We start from the raw sequence: 16,897 nt of genomic DNA, 5'->3' as shown, positions 1-16,897 counted from the left end.
AGGAGAGGGGAAATGTATGGATGCAAGTGGATAATCACATACAAGTGTCAGACCTATATATAAAGAATGAAGCATTCACTATAACCGAAATGGTTGCTCTTGCTGAGCAGCAGTTAGCGCTTCAAGAGCGTGTGCCGGATGTGCAGGGAGATGCTTTTGATTTGAAAAATTGGTATCGAAGCTGGAAGAGAAACCGCAACGTGGAGCATGCTGAAGAACCTACACATGTGAAAGTGGAGGCAATAGACGAATTTCAAGCACTCATGCCTTGGTCTCAATTAGACTCTGCCTTGTTTCTGTATGCCCAAGATGGACAGGCGCTCAAGAAAGGTTATCCGATTCGCCTTTATGTACCTGATGGCAGCAGTGAATGTCTCAATGTCAAAAGTGTTGTTAAAGTGTGGTTTCTTCATGATCAGGCGCTCGGGGAAGAAGCGACATTCGGCTTCAAAAACAGAGTGGCACTTGATGAGCTAAAATTCAAGAAATGATAGGGGATTCTGCTGCATAAGATTAGACATGCTTCGGATCTGGCTTACAACGAAAAGAGGTGATCGGTGTGTCTGAGCCCTTGCAACGACTTGTTATTTTACATACGAATGATATTCATAGTCATTTTGAACAGATGCCCAAGATTAGCGCGTATTTTGATCGCGTACGTCGACTGTGGCCTGCTGATCAGGTGTTGACACTTGATATTGGCGATCATATGGACCGGATGCGGCCTGAAACGGAAGGCACGAATGCTTCTGCCAACTTAGAAATTATGAACGCAACCGGCTACGAAGCGATGGTCATGGGTAATAATGAAGGGCTGACATTCACACCGGAATTGTTAAGAACAGTTGTGAAAGAGCATGCCAAATTCCCAATTATCGGCAGCAATATTGTAGAAGTAGCGACGAATAAGACGCCGGATTGGATGCTTTCTACACTCACGATTGAGAAATCGGGTCTCACCATTGGCATCATTGGGGTAACAGCAGCTTACCAAGCGTACTATGAACTGCTTGGATGGCATGTAACGGACCCGATCGAAGCCGTAAAGACCTATGCTAGGCTTCTGCGCCCAAGAGTGGATATCATTATCGTCATGTCCCACTTGGGATTGCGTTCGGATCAACGTATGGCTGAGGAGCTGGAAGGCATCGATGTGATCCTCGGCGGCCATACGCATCACGTACTTGAGGAGCCGCTCCTGCTCAGCGGCACCTATATTTGCGCGGCCGGCAAGTTCGGTCAGTATGCCGGCCATATTGAACTTGCTTACGAACCGGCGCAGCGCCGGATCGTAGAATTAAACGGCCGCGTCGTTCCAATGACGGACGCAAGTGAAGAAGACAGCAGCGTTACCACGCTGCTGGAGCACTACCGCATCGCCAGCGCAGCGGCGCTGGATGCGGAGGTGGCTCAGCTGCGGGAACCGCTGCGCCTCGATTGGTACGGCGAATCCCCGCTCGGCAACTTGCTTGCTGCAGGGATTCGCCGCTGGACCAGCGCCGAGATCGGGCTGGTCAATAGCGGCCAGCTCCTTCAGGGACTGAAGGAGGGGCGCCTGACACGCGGCAGATTGCTGGAAATCTGCCCGGGTCCGATCAACCCCTGCCGAGTGCTGCTCAGCGGGGCGGACCTGCTCCAAGCGCTCGAAGAGTCGCTGCTTGGCGAGTTCATGGAGAAGCCGATACGCGGCTTCGGCTTCCGGGGCGAGGTGCTGGGCGTGCTATGTGTCGACGGATTGACCGTCATGACCGACAGCACCCGTGCACCTTACGAACGCATCATCGCTGTGAACGTTGGCGATGAGCCCTTGGACCTGAGCCGTGACTATGTCATTGGCACGATCGATATGTTTACTTTCGGCTCAGGTTATTTATCGCTCAGTCGTGGTAAGCAGATAACGTATATGCTGCCTGAATTTATCCGTGATGTACTTGCTTCTGAACTTCGGGATGAAGACGCGATCCTAAGCAGTCATTTCCAAAGATTTACGGATAGAAAGCTACCTGCTCATATGGAATAAGTCGAACAACCACAACCTTTGTCGAATAAGTTGTCAGATCTACCAAGTTACAGGTAGAATAGATAATTGGACAGGAGTACAACTATAAACTCTCAATTCATAGGGGGAACACATGCATACTATTTTTGAAGCGATCATTATCGGGATTGTAGAGGGGTTGACCGAGTTTTTACCGGTTTCTTCTACGGGGCATATGATTCTAGCACAAAGCCTATTAAACACCCAAAATGATGAAGTAATGAAAACCTTTGATTTTGTCATCCAGCTTGGCGCCATTATGGCTGTCGTCCTGATTTATTGGAAACGAATTTTATCTTTATTCGGGCTAGTGAAAAGAAAAAGCGAGAGTAAGACGGGGAAGAAGCTCAACTTGCTGCACATTCTTATCGGTATCATACCTGCTGGTGTCATCGGAGTCTTGTTTAATGATTTTGTCGATGAGAAGCTTTTTAACTCAACAACCGTGTTAATTGGGCTTGTTCTAGGCGGTATCCTGTTGATTATTGCAGAGAAGAAAAAGGAACAGCCGAATGCTGTAGTTTTAGATGATTTGACTTATCGTCAAGCGTTCTTCATCGGTTTGTGGCAATTGGTATCCATTTGGCCAGGATTCTCCCGGTCTGGATCGACGATTGCGGGTGGCATGCTGTCCGGCGTAAGCCGCGCTGCTTCTGCAGACTTCACGTTCATCATGGCGATTCCAATTATGTTTGGAGCATCTGGTGTTTATTTTCTCAAAAACTACCATGCACTCTCTTCGAATGACTTAACTTTCTTTGTTGTAGGATTCGTCGTTGCATTTATTGTTGCACTACTGGCAGTTGTTACTTTCATCAAGTTTGTTCAAAATATGAGATTAACCATTTTTGCTTACTATCGATTTGCAGTAGCCATTATCTTCGCTCTTTATATGTTCTTAAAGTAATCATCAACTTTCATTTATCGAACCGCGTCGAATGATGCGGTTTTTTTTATTGAACTTTTTTGTGAAATCTATTACATTTAGATAGAAAGTAACGCTCACCTATTCGGGGGTCCTGAAATGCTGTTAATGCCGATCAACATGTGTCATCCTGGAATGAGGTTGGCCAAGAATATTTACAACGACGATGGTATGGTCCTGCTGGCCGTTAATGTTGAGCTTTCTCAGAGACTCATTGATCGACTTTTTACATACGGAATCGACTACATATATATTCAAGATTCTCGGACCAATGACATCATTCAAGAGGATGTTATTCAAGATGAAACGAGAACAAAGGCTGTTCTCGAAATCCGTAACACCTTTAAGAAGGTAATGGAAGATTCGAACAAACGCGGAGCCGTTAATTATTATGATATCGGACGTAATTTCCGTGATGTGATGAAAATGATTATTGACGATCTAAGCGCTCATCAAGGGGCTATGGTTATGCTCAATAATATGAACGTTAAGGATAATTACTTATTTCAGCATTCTGTGAATGTAAGTATTTATGCCATCATGCTGGGAATTAGCTTTGGATATAGTCGCGAGAACCTCGAAACACTTGGATTAGGCGCTTTACTTCACGATATTGGGAAGACGAAAGTACCACTTGGTATTCTTCGTAAGCCTTCGCAATTGACTGAGCAAGAGTTTACCGAGATGAAGAATCATACGACATACGGTTTTAACATTTTGAAAGACGAACCGAACATTCCTCTATTGTCAGCACACTGTGCTCTTCAGCATCATGAGCGAATTAACGGAAGCGGGTATCCGCGTGGGATTCAAGGAACAGACATCAATGAATTTGCCAAATGGGTTGGCTTAGTCGATTCTTATGATGCGATGACGACAACACGAGTATATAGAAGACCTTTACTGCCGCATGAAGCTATGGAGCAACTGTTCGGGGGTTCTGGCACGATGTATGATCAAAGTCAGATTGCCTTATTCCGTGATAAAATCGCCATTTATCCATTAGGCATAACCGTTCGATTGAATACGGGGGAGTTTGGCATCGTATCCAAGTTAAACGTAACCGTTCCTCATAGGCCGATCGTTCGCGTTCTACAGGATGAATCCGGTCAAGAGCTGAAAGAACCGTACGAAATTGACCTGTCAACGAAGCTTTCTACATTAATTTCAGAAATTGGGGAAATTAAAGTAGGGGAATTCGAACCTGATGAAAGTATGCCGACCATATTTTAAGATAACATATAGATAACAAGCACGAAGAACCTGGGAATCCAGGTTCTTTTTGCAAATTAGGGGGATGCCTGTGAGAGAATCAGCTGTGAAAGGGAAGTTCTGGAGATGGGGATATGCGATGCATCGTTTCCGATGGCTCGTGCTAGTTATTGGCGTGCTTCTGCTTCTCAGCTTTGCTGTTTTTGCTCAGAAAACGCCGGGAATGCTCAAAGACAACGGCTTTACCCCTAAAGGCAGTGAGTCCGATCGCGGACTCATTCAAATGCGGGATGAGCTTGGTATTCCACTTACGATGATTAACCTGGTTTATACAGGGGAAGGGCTCGATATGACGGACAAAGTCCATCAACAAGCCATTATGGATTCGCTTAGCGAATTAAAGAAACTCTCCTATGTTGAAAGTGTGAAATTCGTCGCAACACCTCGTAACGAAGGGCATCGGGATGTACTGGCCGTAAATGTGTCTCTAAATCTAGATACTGACCCTGCTCTGGAGAAATATCCAGAGCTTAAGGAACGCGTGCATCCGCCAACAGGCATGAACGTATATGTGACGGGTGGACCTGCTATTTTGCATGATATGCAGGAAGCGAGCAAGCATGATATTGCCAAATCAGAAGCGATTGGTTTACCGATTGCGCTGATTGTCTTATTAATCGTGTTTGGCACCCTTGTCGCGGCGCTATTACCTATGATAGTAGGGCTTATGAGCGTTACCCTTACGTTGGGGATAACCTATTTTATCGCCCAGCACCAATCCTTATCGAACTTCCTTCCGAATATGGTGACGATGCTCGGTCTTGCCGTAGGGATTGATTACGCTTTGTTTCTCGTCAGTCGCTTTCGAGAGGAACTCAAGGTTGAGAAGAATGTGGCTGAAGCTGTGGCCATGACGTGTCAGACGGCTGGGAAATCGATCTTTTTTTCCGGTATAGCGGTATTGATTGGGCTGCTTGGCATGTTATTTGTAGATCTAACCTTTTTCCGCTCTTTGTGTTTAGGCGGCGTCATTGTCGTATCGATCTCCGTTATAGTCGCGAATACCATGCTGCTGTCGCTTCTCGGTATACTTGGTGAACGGATTAACTCCCTGCAGGTCGTTCCTAGACGCTTTCGCAAGCAAGAAACGTCCCGCTTTTGGGAACGGATCGCTTATGCAGTAATGAAACGGCCCGTACTGCTGGTCGTCATTGTCGGGGGTGCCCTAATCTACACCATGAGCCCGATGGGTCATATAAAGTTAAATGTACCGAATGCTGAGGTGCTGCCTCCCAGCTACGAATCCCGATATGGTTCTGAATTATTGAAGGCGGCCTATGATCCGCGCATGACGGGGCCTATCCAAATTGTTATTCATACAGAAGGAGAAGTGTGGGAAGAGGCTTCGATTCGTCAAGTTCGGGCTTATAGTGAACAGGTTAAAGGGGTATCCGGTGTAAAAGAAGTACAGAGTTTTATCCATTCACTGGGTCAACATTCGGATGCCAAGTTAGCAGCTATGCTAAAGGATTCAAATGTCAAAGCTCAAATAGAAGGCAATAAATTGGCAAAAGGACACACGGCTCTGATGGTTGTAGTGCCTGAGAAAGATACCGATGATCCTGCGACGGATGGCCTTGTCCGAGAACTTCGCAGCTTAAGTAAGGACGGACTTGATATTGCAGTCACGGGCGGGCCGGCCTATAGGCTGGATATTATAGATCGAATTCAGAATGAAATTCCTGGAGTATTAACTTTCGTGATGGGGATTACCTATATTGTTCTATTGCTTGCCTTTAGGTCCGTTGTGCTTCCGCTCAAAGCTGTATTAATGAACATGCTTAGTCTTGGCGCGAGTCTCGGTGTTGTTGTGTTAGTATTCCAGCATGGCTACATGGCTGATTTGCTGCACATAACGTCCATTGGTTATGTCAGTGCTACGCTGCCAGTTATCATTTTTTGTGTAGTGTTTGGCATATCCATGGATTATGAAGTATTCCTGATTTCTCGTATTATGGAGGAGTATGAGGCAAGCGGTGACAATGATAAAAGTACGGCTGAAGGGCTTAAGAAAACGGGAAGCTTAATTACAAGCGCAGCTTTCATTTTAGTTGTAGTTGTAGGATCATTTATTTTTACAGATATCGAAATCATGAAGGCGCTAGGGCTCGGTCTAGGTCTCGCGGTTCTGATCGATGCAACCATTGTTCGAGTGATGCTCGTTCCTGCGCTTATGAAACTGCTTGGGGATGCGAACTGGTGGGCGCCTAAGTGGTTGCGAATGAGTTCGCATTTGAAAGCAGAGAAGGAATAGCGGGCTTCACATGATCTTGCCCGCCGTTTCCTTTTTTGCGAATCATAAGTTACAATAAAGGGCATAGGTATAGGCATGATAGGAACAATTAGTTAGTGAATAGGAAATGATAGGTCAGGTGTAAACAGCATGAATAAGAATGGAACAAGCTCCATCTTACCGGAGCTAACCCCCGCATACGATCCATGGGACCCTATTCGGTCTTTTCGCAAATACGGGAAACACGTACTAACAAGTGTAGAGCTTACAATAACGAATTTATGCAATATGCGATGTGAGCATTGCGCGGTAGGGGATTCGTTAACTATGACGGAAGGTCCTCGCATCCCCTTGCCGATCATTTTGAAGCAGCTGGATCAGGTGGAGCATTTAGAAACGATCAGCTTGACCGGCGGAGAGCCGTCGTACCACATCAAGATCGTCAAAGACTATATGCTGCCAATCCTTAAATATGCACGAGAGCGCGGTATTCGTACACAAATCAATTCCAATTTAACGCTTGATTTAGCCCGGTATGAACTTCTCGCTCCTTATCTGGATGTCATGCATATTTCTTTCAATTACTTGAATGCGGACGATTTTCATCAAGTCGGCTTTGTGAATAGCGGGCATCCGGTTAGTTATGATACCGCGGCGCGCATGTATGAACGCATGGTTGAGAATACGATTGCGCTTAGCAAAGGTGGACTTTATGTCTCAGCGGAATCGATGATTAATACACGCACACATGAGAAATTACCTCAGATTCATAAGCTGATTGAGGAAATGGGCTGCAAGCGCCATGAGGTTCACCCGATGTATGCCAGTTCCTTTGCTTCACATCTTCCAATGGTATCTCTGGACGAATTAAGAACGAGCATTCATCGGTTGTTAGACAGCCGAAATCGTGACATGTGGATGCTGTTTGGCACATTGCCATTCTTTGCTTGCAATGATCATCAAGAGGACAGAATACTGGTTAAAAGGCTTCGCGATGAGCCGAATGTAACCGTACGTAATGATCCGGATGGACGCAATCGCTTAAATGTGAGTACTTTTACAGGCGAGGTGTTCGTTACGGATTTTGCAAATGAACCGCCTCTTGGTAATATTCATGATGACCGGTTAGATACCATTTTTGCCCGTTGGGAGAATAATCCGCTGAATCAGCGTGTAAACTGCTTCTGCAGCAGCGCCTCTTGTTGTGGCCCTAACCTGTTGGTAGCGGACTCGTATTACCGTACTATTGATTTTAAAAGCCGCAAAGCTATCATCTAATTATTTTACTGAAGGAGATATACGCTTGCCACATACTTCGTTTGATTTCGGTTCCATTGTTCTTAACCTGATAGTAGTCATTATATTAGTGCTTCTCAATGGTTTCTTCGTTGCTGCTGAATTTGCGCTTGTGAAGGTTCGACAATCGCGCATCCAACAGTTAGTCAATGAAGGCAGCGGCAAAGCCAAGTATGCGATCAAGGTAACGTCGCAGTTAGATACTTATTTATCAGCAACACAATTGGGGATTACACTTGCCTCTCTGGGACTAGGCTGGGTTGGTGAGCCTGCCATCTCGGAGCTGATCATGGAACCCCTCTTACATACGTTTGGCGTGGAGACTTCGGTATATACGACGACATTGTCTTTCATAGTTTCTTTCGGATTTATTACGTTCCTGCACATCGTGCTCGGTGAGCTGGCTCCGAAATCGTTCGCGATTCAAAAAGCGGAATTAACTTCGCTATGGCTCTCAGCGCCGCTGCTCTTCTTCTACAGGCTGTTTCGCCCGATTATCTGGGTGCTGAATGGTACAGCAAATAAATTTCTATCATGGATTGGCGTAGAGCCGGCAAGCGAGCATGAGGCAGCCCATACGGAGGAAGAGATTCGAATCCTGATGGATGAGAGTGTCAAAAGCGGCCATATCGATCAAGATGAAATGGTGCTTTTCGATAATATTTTTGAATTCTCAGAACGTATTGCCCGTGAGGTTATGCTGCCGCGGACAGATATGGATTGTCTATACCTTGAGCTAAGCTTCATTGATAATTTACGTATGGTTCATGAGACGAAGCATACACGTTATCCAGTAGCTGATCAGGATAAGGACAACATCGTCGGTTTCGTTCACATTGCTGATTTACTGACAGCTGATCCGGATGAAGAGCAGGAAATAAAAAACTTTATTCGTCCCATTCTCAATGTTCCAGAGTCGATGGAAGTCAGCCGTGTATTGAAATTAATGCAGAAAAAACATTCTCAACTTGCTATCGTTATTGATGAATACGGTGGTACGGCAGGACTTCTAGCACTAGGGGACATCCTGGAGGAGATCGTTGGCGAGATGCACGATGAGTTCGATATCGATGAGCGGCCAGGTGTTGAGGTGAAAGATAAGTATACATCCGTAGACGGCCGTGTCCTGATTGAAGACTTGAATGATATGCTGGATTTGGACATCGAGGACGATGATGTGGACTCCATCGGTGGTTGGTTGTTTAAGAAGCTTGAAGGTGCACCTGTCAAAGGCAAAAGAGTAGCTTTCGGCAACCACGTGTTTGAAGTGTCCGAAGTTGATCGCCTGCGTATCGTGCGCATTCACATAACGAAAATCAACCCTGTCAGACCTGTAGATGAATAAGCGGAGGAGTACTAATGTCGCCTAAGACGATCTTAATCATGGTGCTTGGATTGCTGCTATTGTACGGATTGTTCACCATAGGTTTGCCATTTCTACTCGCGCTCGTGACAGCTATTTTCTTGGACCCTTTAACCGTGCTTCTCATGCGTGCTGCCAGGGTGAATCGATTAATTGCAGCTACGATCATTTGTACCGTCTTTACACTGCTGACGCTGACCTTATTTTATTTCATTGGGTTAAATGTCGTCACAGAGCTCATTGACCTTGGCCGCAAAGCGCCAAATTATATGGATGAAGTGAACAAATACATGGATCAAGCGGTCAACCGCACACAATTGTTCTATGATTCCTTATCACCAGATATGGCGGCACAAGTGCAAACTTGGTTGGAAAGCAGTACAGAAACCCTAACAGGGGCTTTAACCAATGTTTTAAGCGGCATTTCTGGCTTCTTTTTAAATTTGGCTGGAAAAATTCCAAACTTATTTATCTTACTGCTCATGTACGTCATTGCTTTATATTTGTTTATGTTTAGTTTACCTAAGCTTAGGTTATCGTTTCTGTCCATGTTTGAAGAGCATTCCAAAAGTAAGATGGAAAACGTGCTGACTTACTTACGAGAAGCTATCTTCGGCTTCATTCGAGCGCAGCTCATCATGGCTGTATTGACCTACTTAGTCACGTTTGTAGGCTTACTAGTCTTACAAGCTGAATATCCGCTAGCCATTTCCTTATTAGTGATGGTTATGGAGTTCGTTCCAGTGATTGGCACCGGGCTTGTGTTTATTCCTTGGCTCGTCTATCAACTGCTGATTGGTCACACGGGAATTGGCGTTGGATTATTAGTCCTATTCCTTGCTTTGACGATTTTCCGCCGTATTGTAGAGCCTAAAGTGCTCAGTGATGCTGTAGGCATTAATGCCCTCGCTGCTTTGATCAGTTTGTACGTTGGTTTCGAGCTATTAGGAATAACGGGTCTCTTTCTAGGGCCGTTGGTTGTTATTATTTATCAAGCTATGCGTAAAGCTGGCCTGTTGAACTTAAATATAAAGCTGGATTAAGCCGCAGTATAGGAACAGGTGGTAGGGTATGAAGTTAATTTTATTTGATTTGGATGATACGCTGTTTGACTTCTCAAGTACGTGGAATATCGTGATGAAAAAGATGTTTGCGGAGCATGAGGTGACAAAGAAGTATGACAACGAGGCGTTCTTCACTGCATTTCAAAAGAAAAGCGACGAGCTATACTACTTATATGAGCAGCGCATTTGCACCGTTGAAGCATATCGTAACCGAAGACTGATCGAAACATTAGCTGATCATCAGTATACGATGTCGGAAGATGAGGCAGAAGCTTTCAACCTCCAATACATCCAACAATATGAAAAAAGCTTAGAGCCCGATCCTCACGTGCTGGAGCTGCTGCTGAAGCTCAAGGACCGTTATCAGCTAGGAATCATTACGAATGGACCTCACGATATGCAAGAGGGTAAAATAATGCGTCTAGGTCTGAAGGAATTGTTTCCTCCCGAGCAGGTGTGGATCTCTAATGTCGTTGGAATAGCCAAGCCTGATCCGCGTATTTATCAACTGGCCCTTGATTATTTCAATGTGCTGCCAGAGGACACCTTATTCGTTGGTGACTCTTGGGAAGCAGATGTAGCCGGTCCGCTGAAAATAGGCATGAAGGCAGTTTGGCTCAATAAATATGGTACAACGCCTCCAGCCTCCGATAAGAAACCGCTCGCGATCGTTAGTCAGCTTCATGAACTTATTCATTTTTTAAATTAGAACTCCTCTGGGGTTCATAAATAAAAGCCCCTGCTTCGTTGCCAAATGGCGACGCGGCTGGGGCTTTTTTCAATATACGGCTTAGCGCCTAGGAAGATTGATTTCCCATACCATGTGGAAATATTGGAAAACAGGTGATTTTGGCCAAGTCATGCCGCATATAACGAGCATATAGGCCAATGTTGCTACGTCTGTTTACTCCCAAGACAGAAGAGGAGGAGAGATATGCATTCGCATTCACAATTTAAAAAATATTTCCCATTTATCGGTCCCTTTGATCCTTGTCCACCCATTCGAGTGAAACTTTATAACACACCGCCACAATTATATATCCACTTTCAACCGCCTGGCTTGCCGCAGTTTAGTCCCTATGAAGCATTGAGAAAAGGAACGCTCTGGCCGGCGCTTTACGGGCCTTATGAGTCTAAAGCGGTAGAAGGAGGCCCATTGACATGAGTGAACCCATGTTACCAGACTCATATTACAGACAGCTTCACGATCTGCAAGCTGTAGATTTCGTCTTAGTTGAGCTGACATTGTATTTAGATACGCATCCTGATGATCTGGGTGCCATTCAACAATACAATCAATTCGCACAGAAGAGGATGCAAATTGCTGGGCAGTTTGAGCTGGAATTCGGCCCCCTCATGCATTTCGGTCATAGTTATACCAAGCAACCTTGGCAGTGGATTGAACCTCCATGGCCATGGCAAGTCTGAGAAGGAGGAGAGCGCATGTGGATTTATGAAAAAAAGCTGCAGTATCCGGTCAGAGTCAGTAAATGCGACCCTCGGATGGCTAAACTCCTGCTCGAGCAATATGGTGGCGCTGATGGGGAGCTTGCTGCGGCACTACGATACTTGAATCAACGCTATTCGATCCCAGATAAGGTGGTGGGGCTTCTAACGGACATTGGGACGGAAGAGTTTGCCCATCTCGAGATGATTGCTACGATGGTCTATAAGCTGACCAAGGATGCGACGATAGATATGCTGAAAGCTGCTGGTTTAGATGATCACTACGTAAGTCATGACAGGGCGCCCTTTTATCAGAATGCGTCCGGAGTGCCTTGGACGGCTGCTTACATACAAGCCAAAGGAGACCCCATTGCGGACCTCTATGAGGACATTGCCGCAGAGGAGAAAGCAAGAGCCACCTATCAATGGTTGATTGATCTAACCGACGACGTTGATTTGCAGGACAGTCTTAAGTTCCTCCGTGAGCGGGAAATTGTGCATTCCCTGCGATTTAGAGAAGCTGTTGAGATTTTGAAGGATGATCGAGAGGCGCAGAAGGTTTTTTAAGCAGGCGGTAAGGTCAAGGAAGTAGGATAAATCAAGAAACAATTAACGGGCCGAGAGGCCTGTTTTTGTGTATATAGCGCGCCAAACCAAGCTAGGCAGAACTGATTGATGAAAATAAAAGGAAAGAAAGAAAAAAAGAAGCCGCAGTTGTCCGTAAGCAATTACAGCGGATGAACAACTTGCATTTCATACATGACAAACTATACAAAAAATAGTGTTATAGGGGAGGACCTGCAAAAGATACATCTAAATCAACACTTTATTCGCTATTAGGCGCCTTTTGATCAAATGAGATGCAGATTTTACAGGTAAGCACCTTGAAAACAGCAAATCATCTAAAATAAATGTACTTTTTGCAGGAGGTGTTTCCGAGCCTATCCGCCAATACACCATTTCTCAGTGTTTCAGAAACAAAAAAAGCAAGGATAGCCGTCGTTGCTTGAATGAGCACAACAAGCGGTGCTCCGTTCTAATTGTTCCTAGCTGCAAACAAGCCTAAGAATTCCTTCAGTGCAATTGTTGTGGTGGATAAACCGCTGGAAGATGGAATGAATTTGTTGATACTAAGCTGCTGATTCTGCCCAGAAATATAGTCAGTAGGGTAGGGGATCACGTCAATTTTGAGTTTTTGGAATTGCTTAACGGATCGGGCCATGTGGAAGGCAGATGTGATGAGAATTGGAGCTTTCCAACCTTTTTCTGTAAGAATAGCTTGTGTATTCACGGCATTTTCCTCGGTATTGCGACTCTTATCGTCCATGGAAATGGACGATTCGGGAACGCCAAGCGCGAGAAGGTGCCTTTTAGCAATCTGAGATTCATTGCCGGTGTCACTGAACACTTGACCGCCAGACAAAAGGATAGGCAGCTTTGTGCTTCGGTATAGCTCAGCAACTGTTAATACACGTGCGGCTGTGTTTCCTGTCAGATATCCTTCCCCTTTGGTAAGAGGGTCTTCATGATCTAAGGTTGCGCCTCCAGTGAGTAGAACTAGCACGTCGCCGGACACTTGAACCGGTGGTGTGTATCTTTTTTCAATGGAATTTAGTAACGTATTGCCGAAATAAGGCATGGAGGATACGCCTAAGAGAAGTGCGGCTAAACCAACAAGAAGTGTGCCGAGGTACTCCTTTTTTTGCTTCAGCCATAAAGCAATAGCTAAGAGTAGAAGTATGATAATTCCAGGAGGGAATAATATCGTGTAAGCGATTTTTATCAAATATATCATATTAGGCGTCAAACCCTTTCTTGTGTGAGCTCAAGTATGGTGTTAGGGATTTTCGACAAAAGTTGGTATTTTCCTGCAAATTTACAAGAGCTTCAAAGAGTGGAGATGAAAAAAGCCCCGGCTTCGCGATTAGACGAAGTCGGGGTTTTGTGCGTCAAGCCAACTTATGCTGTAATTTCCTTGCCGCGAACCCACACATGTTCGAGCTCTAATTCAGGGCTGACAAGCAGCAAGTCAGCCTGCTTGCCCTGCGCAATCGAGCCGTGCGATGCCTCGAGGCGCAGCAGCCTCGCAGGGTTGCCGCTCGCGAAGCGGCTCGCGTCTTCGACGCTGACACCGACCTCGCGCACCATAAACCGGAGCGCTTCGATCATCGTCAGCGTGCTGCCGGCGAGTGCGCCGCCTTCCGTCAGCCGGGCTACGCCCGACTGTACGGTCACGGCTTGCCCGCCCAGCTCATACTGCCCGTCGCCGAGTCCCGCGGCTGACATGGCGTCTGTGATCAGCAGCAAGCCATGCGGCTGCTTTACCATAGCCAGCAGGCGGATCGCTGCTGGGTGCACGTGGTGCCCATCAGCGATCACTTCGCCGCTGACGCGTTCGTCGGTGAGTATCGCACCGACGGTTCCGGGCTCGCGATGATGCAGCGGCTTCATCGCGTTGTAGGTGTGCACCGCATGCGTAAGCCCTTCGCGAACCGCTGACTGAATGTCGGCATAGGTCGCGTCGGTGTGGCCGCAGGCGGCAACGATGCCATGATCGCGCAGCCACGCGATCATTTCGAGGCCTCCCTCGCGTTCGGGGGCCAGGGTTAACTGCTTCATGAGCTGCGGATAGCGTTCGTGCCAGTCTTCAATCCATGAGAGCTGAGGCGGTACCATGAGGTTCGGATCCTGCGCGCCTGCCCATTTGGGTGAGATGAATGGACCTTCCAGATGTACGCCGAGCAGCTGAGCGTAAGGCATCTCCTGGCTCTTATAGCGGTCTACTTCACCAAGCACCCGATCAATCGCCTCTCGAGTCGCTGTCATCGTCGTAGCCAGCATGGAGGTTGTGCCGTGTAAGGCATGAAACCGAGTAATAATATCAAGTGTCTCTGGATTCGAATCCATGAAATCGGCGCCGTATCCACCATGAACGTGAACATCGATGAATCCTGGCAGCAACCAGCTTCCATGGGCATCGACGGACCTAGCGGCAGAACCGGCAGATGAGGGGTCCCACTGGGACATATCGCCAACAAAAGCGATAAAGCCATCCTTCACATGAAGGATGCCCCGCTCGATGATTCCTTGCTCAGTAACGATCTTAGCCCCCGAAATCACAAGTTCACTCATTCAAAAAGCCTCCCCGCCTCAGCATCAAGAAGAACGACAAGGTGTGGGTGAGTTTGCAAAAGAGTTGCTGGTATTTCCGTAGTAATCGGACCTGTAAGTGCCCGATGTACGATCTCGGCTTTATCGGCTCCACGAACGATCAACAGGATCGTTTTGGCTTTCAAAATGGTGCCCACTCCCATAGTTAAGGCATGAGTCGGAACCTCATTGATGGAGTTGAAGTAACGTGCATTCGCTTCGCGTGTCTCCGCTTTTAATTCTACGCGGTGTGTACCGCTGATCAAGGAATGATCGGGCTCATTGAAACCAATATGCCCATTATGGCCTAAGCCGAGAATTTGCAAATCGATCTGCTTCGCTTCTTCCAAAAGTTGATTATAACGCTCGCATTCCGCTTCTAGATCCGCTGCATTTCCGTTTGGGATATGGGCTCTATCACTAGGTAAGTCGATATGTGCAAACAAATGCTGCTGCATATAAGCGTGATAGCTTTCTGGGTGATCTACCGGTAGACCGCAATATTCATCCAAATTAAAGGTTGTGACGGATTTAAAGCTAACCCTTCCTTTATCGTAAGCTTTAACTAGCTCCTCATAAATGCCTACAGGCGTTCCGCCAGTGGCTAAGCCGAGTACCGCTTTAGGCTGCATTTGGACAAGCGAGGTAATAATGCCAGCTCCTGCTTCATTCAGCTCTAGTTGATTTTGAAAAATATGAAGGTTCATGATCGTCTTCCTCACTTTCATAGATAAGTTATCAAATAGGGATGTTTGCAAGGGGTGATACCTATTTTGATTAATTATGATTGAATTTTGCATAAAAATATCATTTTTAAAACAAATTACTCTCATTTCAATCATAACCGAATTTTTTCTTATCGGCAACAGGCTTTTTCCTAAATATGAACATTGACTTACTTGGGTATGTTTGCCATTCTTATCTAAGATCATTTTAATCATTTTCGATAAATAAACGTAGAAGGAGCATGAGAATGAGTAATCAGAGAAAACAACCAGAAGCGATGCTATTTGACTTGGATGGAACACTATTTCAGACGGAGACCTTACTTCTGCCTGCTTACCATAAGACGTTCGATGAGCTTCGAGCAAAAGGCCTTTTTACTGGGGAGACTCCACCGGAAGAACGAATTCTAGGGGCGTTAGGCATGTTGCTTGAGCACATCTGGGAACGGGTAATGCCGGATGAGCAGATTGCGACTCGACAGGAAGCAGATAAGCTGCTGATCAAGTATCAAATGGAAGGGCTGCAGCAAGGGCAAGGGGTGCTGTATGAAGGTGTCGCTGAAACCTTACAAGTTTTACATAGCAAAGGAATTCGTTTATTTGTAGCGAGCAATGGACTCGAAGATTATGTGAAGCATGTCATTGAAGCTAAAGGTGTGGGGCAGTTTTTCGAAGGATTGTACAGCGCAGGGCAATATCAAACGAGATCCAAGGTGGATTTAGTCCAAATACTGTTGGAAACACATCATATACAATCAGCCTGGATGGTAGGCGATCGCTCTTCCGACGTAGAGGCGGGACTACGAAATAACCTAACCGTAGCCGCTTGCGATTATGCAGGTTTTCGAGAGTCGGGTGAGCTGGAGGGGGCACATATACGAATCCGCAGCTTCGCTGAACTGCTTGAATATTTGTAATTGAGGGTAAGCTGTCGCAAATTTGGCTAGGTGGGCATACACTGTAGAACTTTGATAGATAAAGGGTGCTGATCAGAAATGCCTTCTTTTGTAGGAATATTCAACATTAATAGAAATGAAGGAAGTCTGGTAAACGGTGATACTTTCGTAATTGCTCCAACAAGTGCATCCAAGTCATATTCCGGCGGCGGCGGTGGAATAACGGGAGATTTCGCGGTATCCAATACGCTGTTTAGCGCAACGATTACGTTTGACCCGGATGGGATAGAGGCTGGTGCGAACAAAGTCGCAACAGCGACATAGCTGGCAGTTAGACAATCATTCGTTAGATCGATTCAGGCTCATGTGATGTGAGCAGATGAATCGATCTTTTTTTTTTGCAGAAGCCGTATTGACATCAGCCTGTTTAAGTAACTATTATGAATATATGAGTAAATGCTCATATATAAGATCACTTATAAATCAAAT

Annotated in this window: 17 protein-coding genes; 14 read left to right on the top strand and 3 right to left on the bottom strand. The window is 46.0% G+C overall.

Annotated features, from left to right (window positions below):
• The first annotated feature begins 20 nt into the window (after positions 1-20).
• The 12 genes from NYR53_RS26655 (at position 21) to NYR53_RS26600 (ending at position 12,204) form a co-directional block, all read left to right on the top strand.
• The gene (locus NYR53_RS26655; protein ID WP_261302129.1) at positions 21-491 is read left to right on the top strand and encodes a hypothetical protein; all 471 of its coding nucleotides are present in this window, start codon (positions 21-23) and stop codon (positions 489-491) included.
• Between the two features lie 68 nt (positions 492-559).
• Positions 560-2,020: a bifunctional metallophosphatase/5'-nucleotidase gene (locus NYR53_RS26650; protein WP_261302128.1), complete on the top strand. Its 1,461-nt coding sequence runs from the start codon at positions 560-562 to the stop codon at positions 2,018-2,020.
• A 112-nt stretch (positions 2,021-2,132) separates the two neighbouring features.
• The gene (locus tag NYR53_RS26645) at positions 2,133-2,945 is read left to right on the top strand and encodes an undecaprenyl-diphosphate phosphatase (protein ID WP_261302127.1); all 813 of its coding nucleotides are present in this window, start codon (positions 2,133-2,135) and stop codon (positions 2,943-2,945) included.
• A 117-nt stretch (positions 2,946-3,062) separates the two neighbouring features.
• Positions 3,063-4,196, top strand: coding sequence for an HD-GYP domain-containing protein (locus tag NYR53_RS26640; RefSeq protein ID WP_261302126.1), 1,134 nt, complete (start codon positions 3,063-3,065; stop codon positions 4,194-4,196).
• Between the two features lie 64 nt (positions 4,197-4,260).
• Entirely contained in the window at positions 4,261-6,489 is a 2,229-nt protein-coding gene (locus tag NYR53_RS26635) for an MMPL family transporter (protein WP_437180077.1), read from the top strand.
• 129 nt (positions 6,490-6,618) lie between these two features.
• Positions 6,619-7,746, top strand: coding sequence for a radical SAM/CxCxxxxC motif protein YfkAB (gene yfkAB / locus NYR53_RS26630; RefSeq protein ID WP_261302124.1), 1,128 nt, complete (start codon positions 6,619-6,621; stop codon positions 7,744-7,746).
• A 25-nt stretch (positions 7,747-7,771) separates the two neighbouring features.
• Positions 7,772-9,109, top strand: coding sequence for a hemolysin family protein (locus tag NYR53_RS26625; protein ID WP_261302123.1), 1,338 nt, complete (start codon positions 7,772-7,774; stop codon positions 9,107-9,109).
• Positions 9,110-9,123: 14 nt separating this feature from the next.
• Positions 9,124-10,170 carry a sporulation integral membrane protein YtvI gene (gene ytvI / locus NYR53_RS26620; protein WP_261302122.1) on the top strand — a complete coding sequence of 349 codons (1,047 nt, stop codon included), beginning with the start codon at positions 9,124-9,126 and terminating at the stop codon, positions 10,168-10,170.
• 28 nt (positions 10,171-10,198) lie between these two features.
• Positions 10,199-10,900 (top strand): HAD family hydrolase, encoded by a 702-nt coding sequence (locus NYR53_RS26615; protein WP_261302121.1) that lies wholly within the window; start codon positions 10,199-10,201, stop codon positions 10,898-10,900.
• 225 nt (positions 10,901-11,125) lie between these two features.
• The gene (locus tag NYR53_RS26610; RefSeq protein WP_261302120.1) at positions 11,126-11,356 is read left to right on the top strand and encodes a spore coat associated protein CotJA; all 231 of its coding nucleotides are present in this window, start codon (positions 11,126-11,128) and stop codon (positions 11,354-11,356) included.
• A complete protein-coding gene (locus tag NYR53_RS26605; RefSeq protein ID WP_261302119.1) occupies positions 11,353-11,619 on the top strand; it encodes a spore coat protein CotJB in 267 nt (88 codons plus the stop codon). The genes NYR53_RS26610 and NYR53_RS26605 overlap by 4 nt, the downstream gene beginning before the upstream one ends.
• Positions 11,620-11,634: 15 nt before the next feature.
• Positions 11,635-12,204 (top strand): manganese catalase family protein, encoded by a 570-nt coding sequence (locus tag NYR53_RS26600; RefSeq protein ID WP_261302118.1) that lies wholly within the window; start codon positions 11,635-11,637, stop codon positions 12,202-12,204.
• Positions 12,205-12,673: 469 nt separating this feature from the next.
• Here the strand turns inward: NYR53_RS26600 and NYR53_RS26595 are convergent, their stop codons facing one another.
• The 3 genes from NYR53_RS26595 to nagB all read right to left on the bottom strand — a co-directional run bounded on the left by NYR53_RS26595 (position 12,674) and on the right by nagB (position 15,494).
• On the bottom strand, positions 12,674-13,432 hold the full coding sequence (locus NYR53_RS26595) for a YdcF family protein (protein WP_261302117.1): 759 nt from the start codon (positions 13,430-13,432) through the stop codon (positions 12,674-12,676).
• Between the two features lie 164 nt (positions 13,433-13,596).
• Positions 13,597-14,769, bottom strand: a complete 1,173-nt coding sequence (nagA, locus tag NYR53_RS26590; RefSeq protein WP_261302116.1) for an N-acetylglucosamine-6-phosphate deacetylase — start codon at positions 14,767-14,769, stop codon at positions 13,597-13,599.
• Positions 14,766-15,494, bottom strand: coding sequence for a glucosamine-6-phosphate deaminase (nagB, locus tag NYR53_RS26585; protein ID WP_261302115.1), 729 nt, complete (start codon positions 15,492-15,494; stop codon positions 14,766-14,768). The genes nagA and nagB overlap by 4 nt, the downstream gene beginning before the upstream one ends.
• A 266-nt stretch (positions 15,495-15,760) precedes the next feature.
• Here nagB and NYR53_RS26580 point away from each other — a divergent pair, with 266 nt between their 5' ends.
• Positions 15,761-16,429: an HAD family hydrolase gene (locus NYR53_RS26580; RefSeq protein ID WP_261302114.1), complete on the top strand. Its 669-nt coding sequence runs from the start codon at positions 15,761-15,763 to the stop codon at positions 16,427-16,429.
• A 78-nt stretch (positions 16,430-16,507) separates the two neighbouring features.
• Positions 16,508-16,732: a spore germination protein gene (locus NYR53_RS26575; protein WP_261302113.1), complete on the top strand. Its 225-nt coding sequence runs from the start codon at positions 16,508-16,510 to the stop codon at positions 16,730-16,732.
• The last annotated feature ends 165 nt before the right edge of the window (positions 16,733-16,897 follow it).

Origin of the sequence: Paenibacillus andongensis (assembly GCF_025369935.1) — a bacterium.
Taxonomy (GTDB): domain Bacteria; phylum Bacillota; class Bacilli; order Paenibacillales; family NBRC-103111; genus Paenibacillus_E; species Paenibacillus_E andongensis.
The sequence above is the reverse complement of the archived record's forward strand: the minus strand, read 5'-3'. Positions and strand labels throughout refer to the sequence as shown.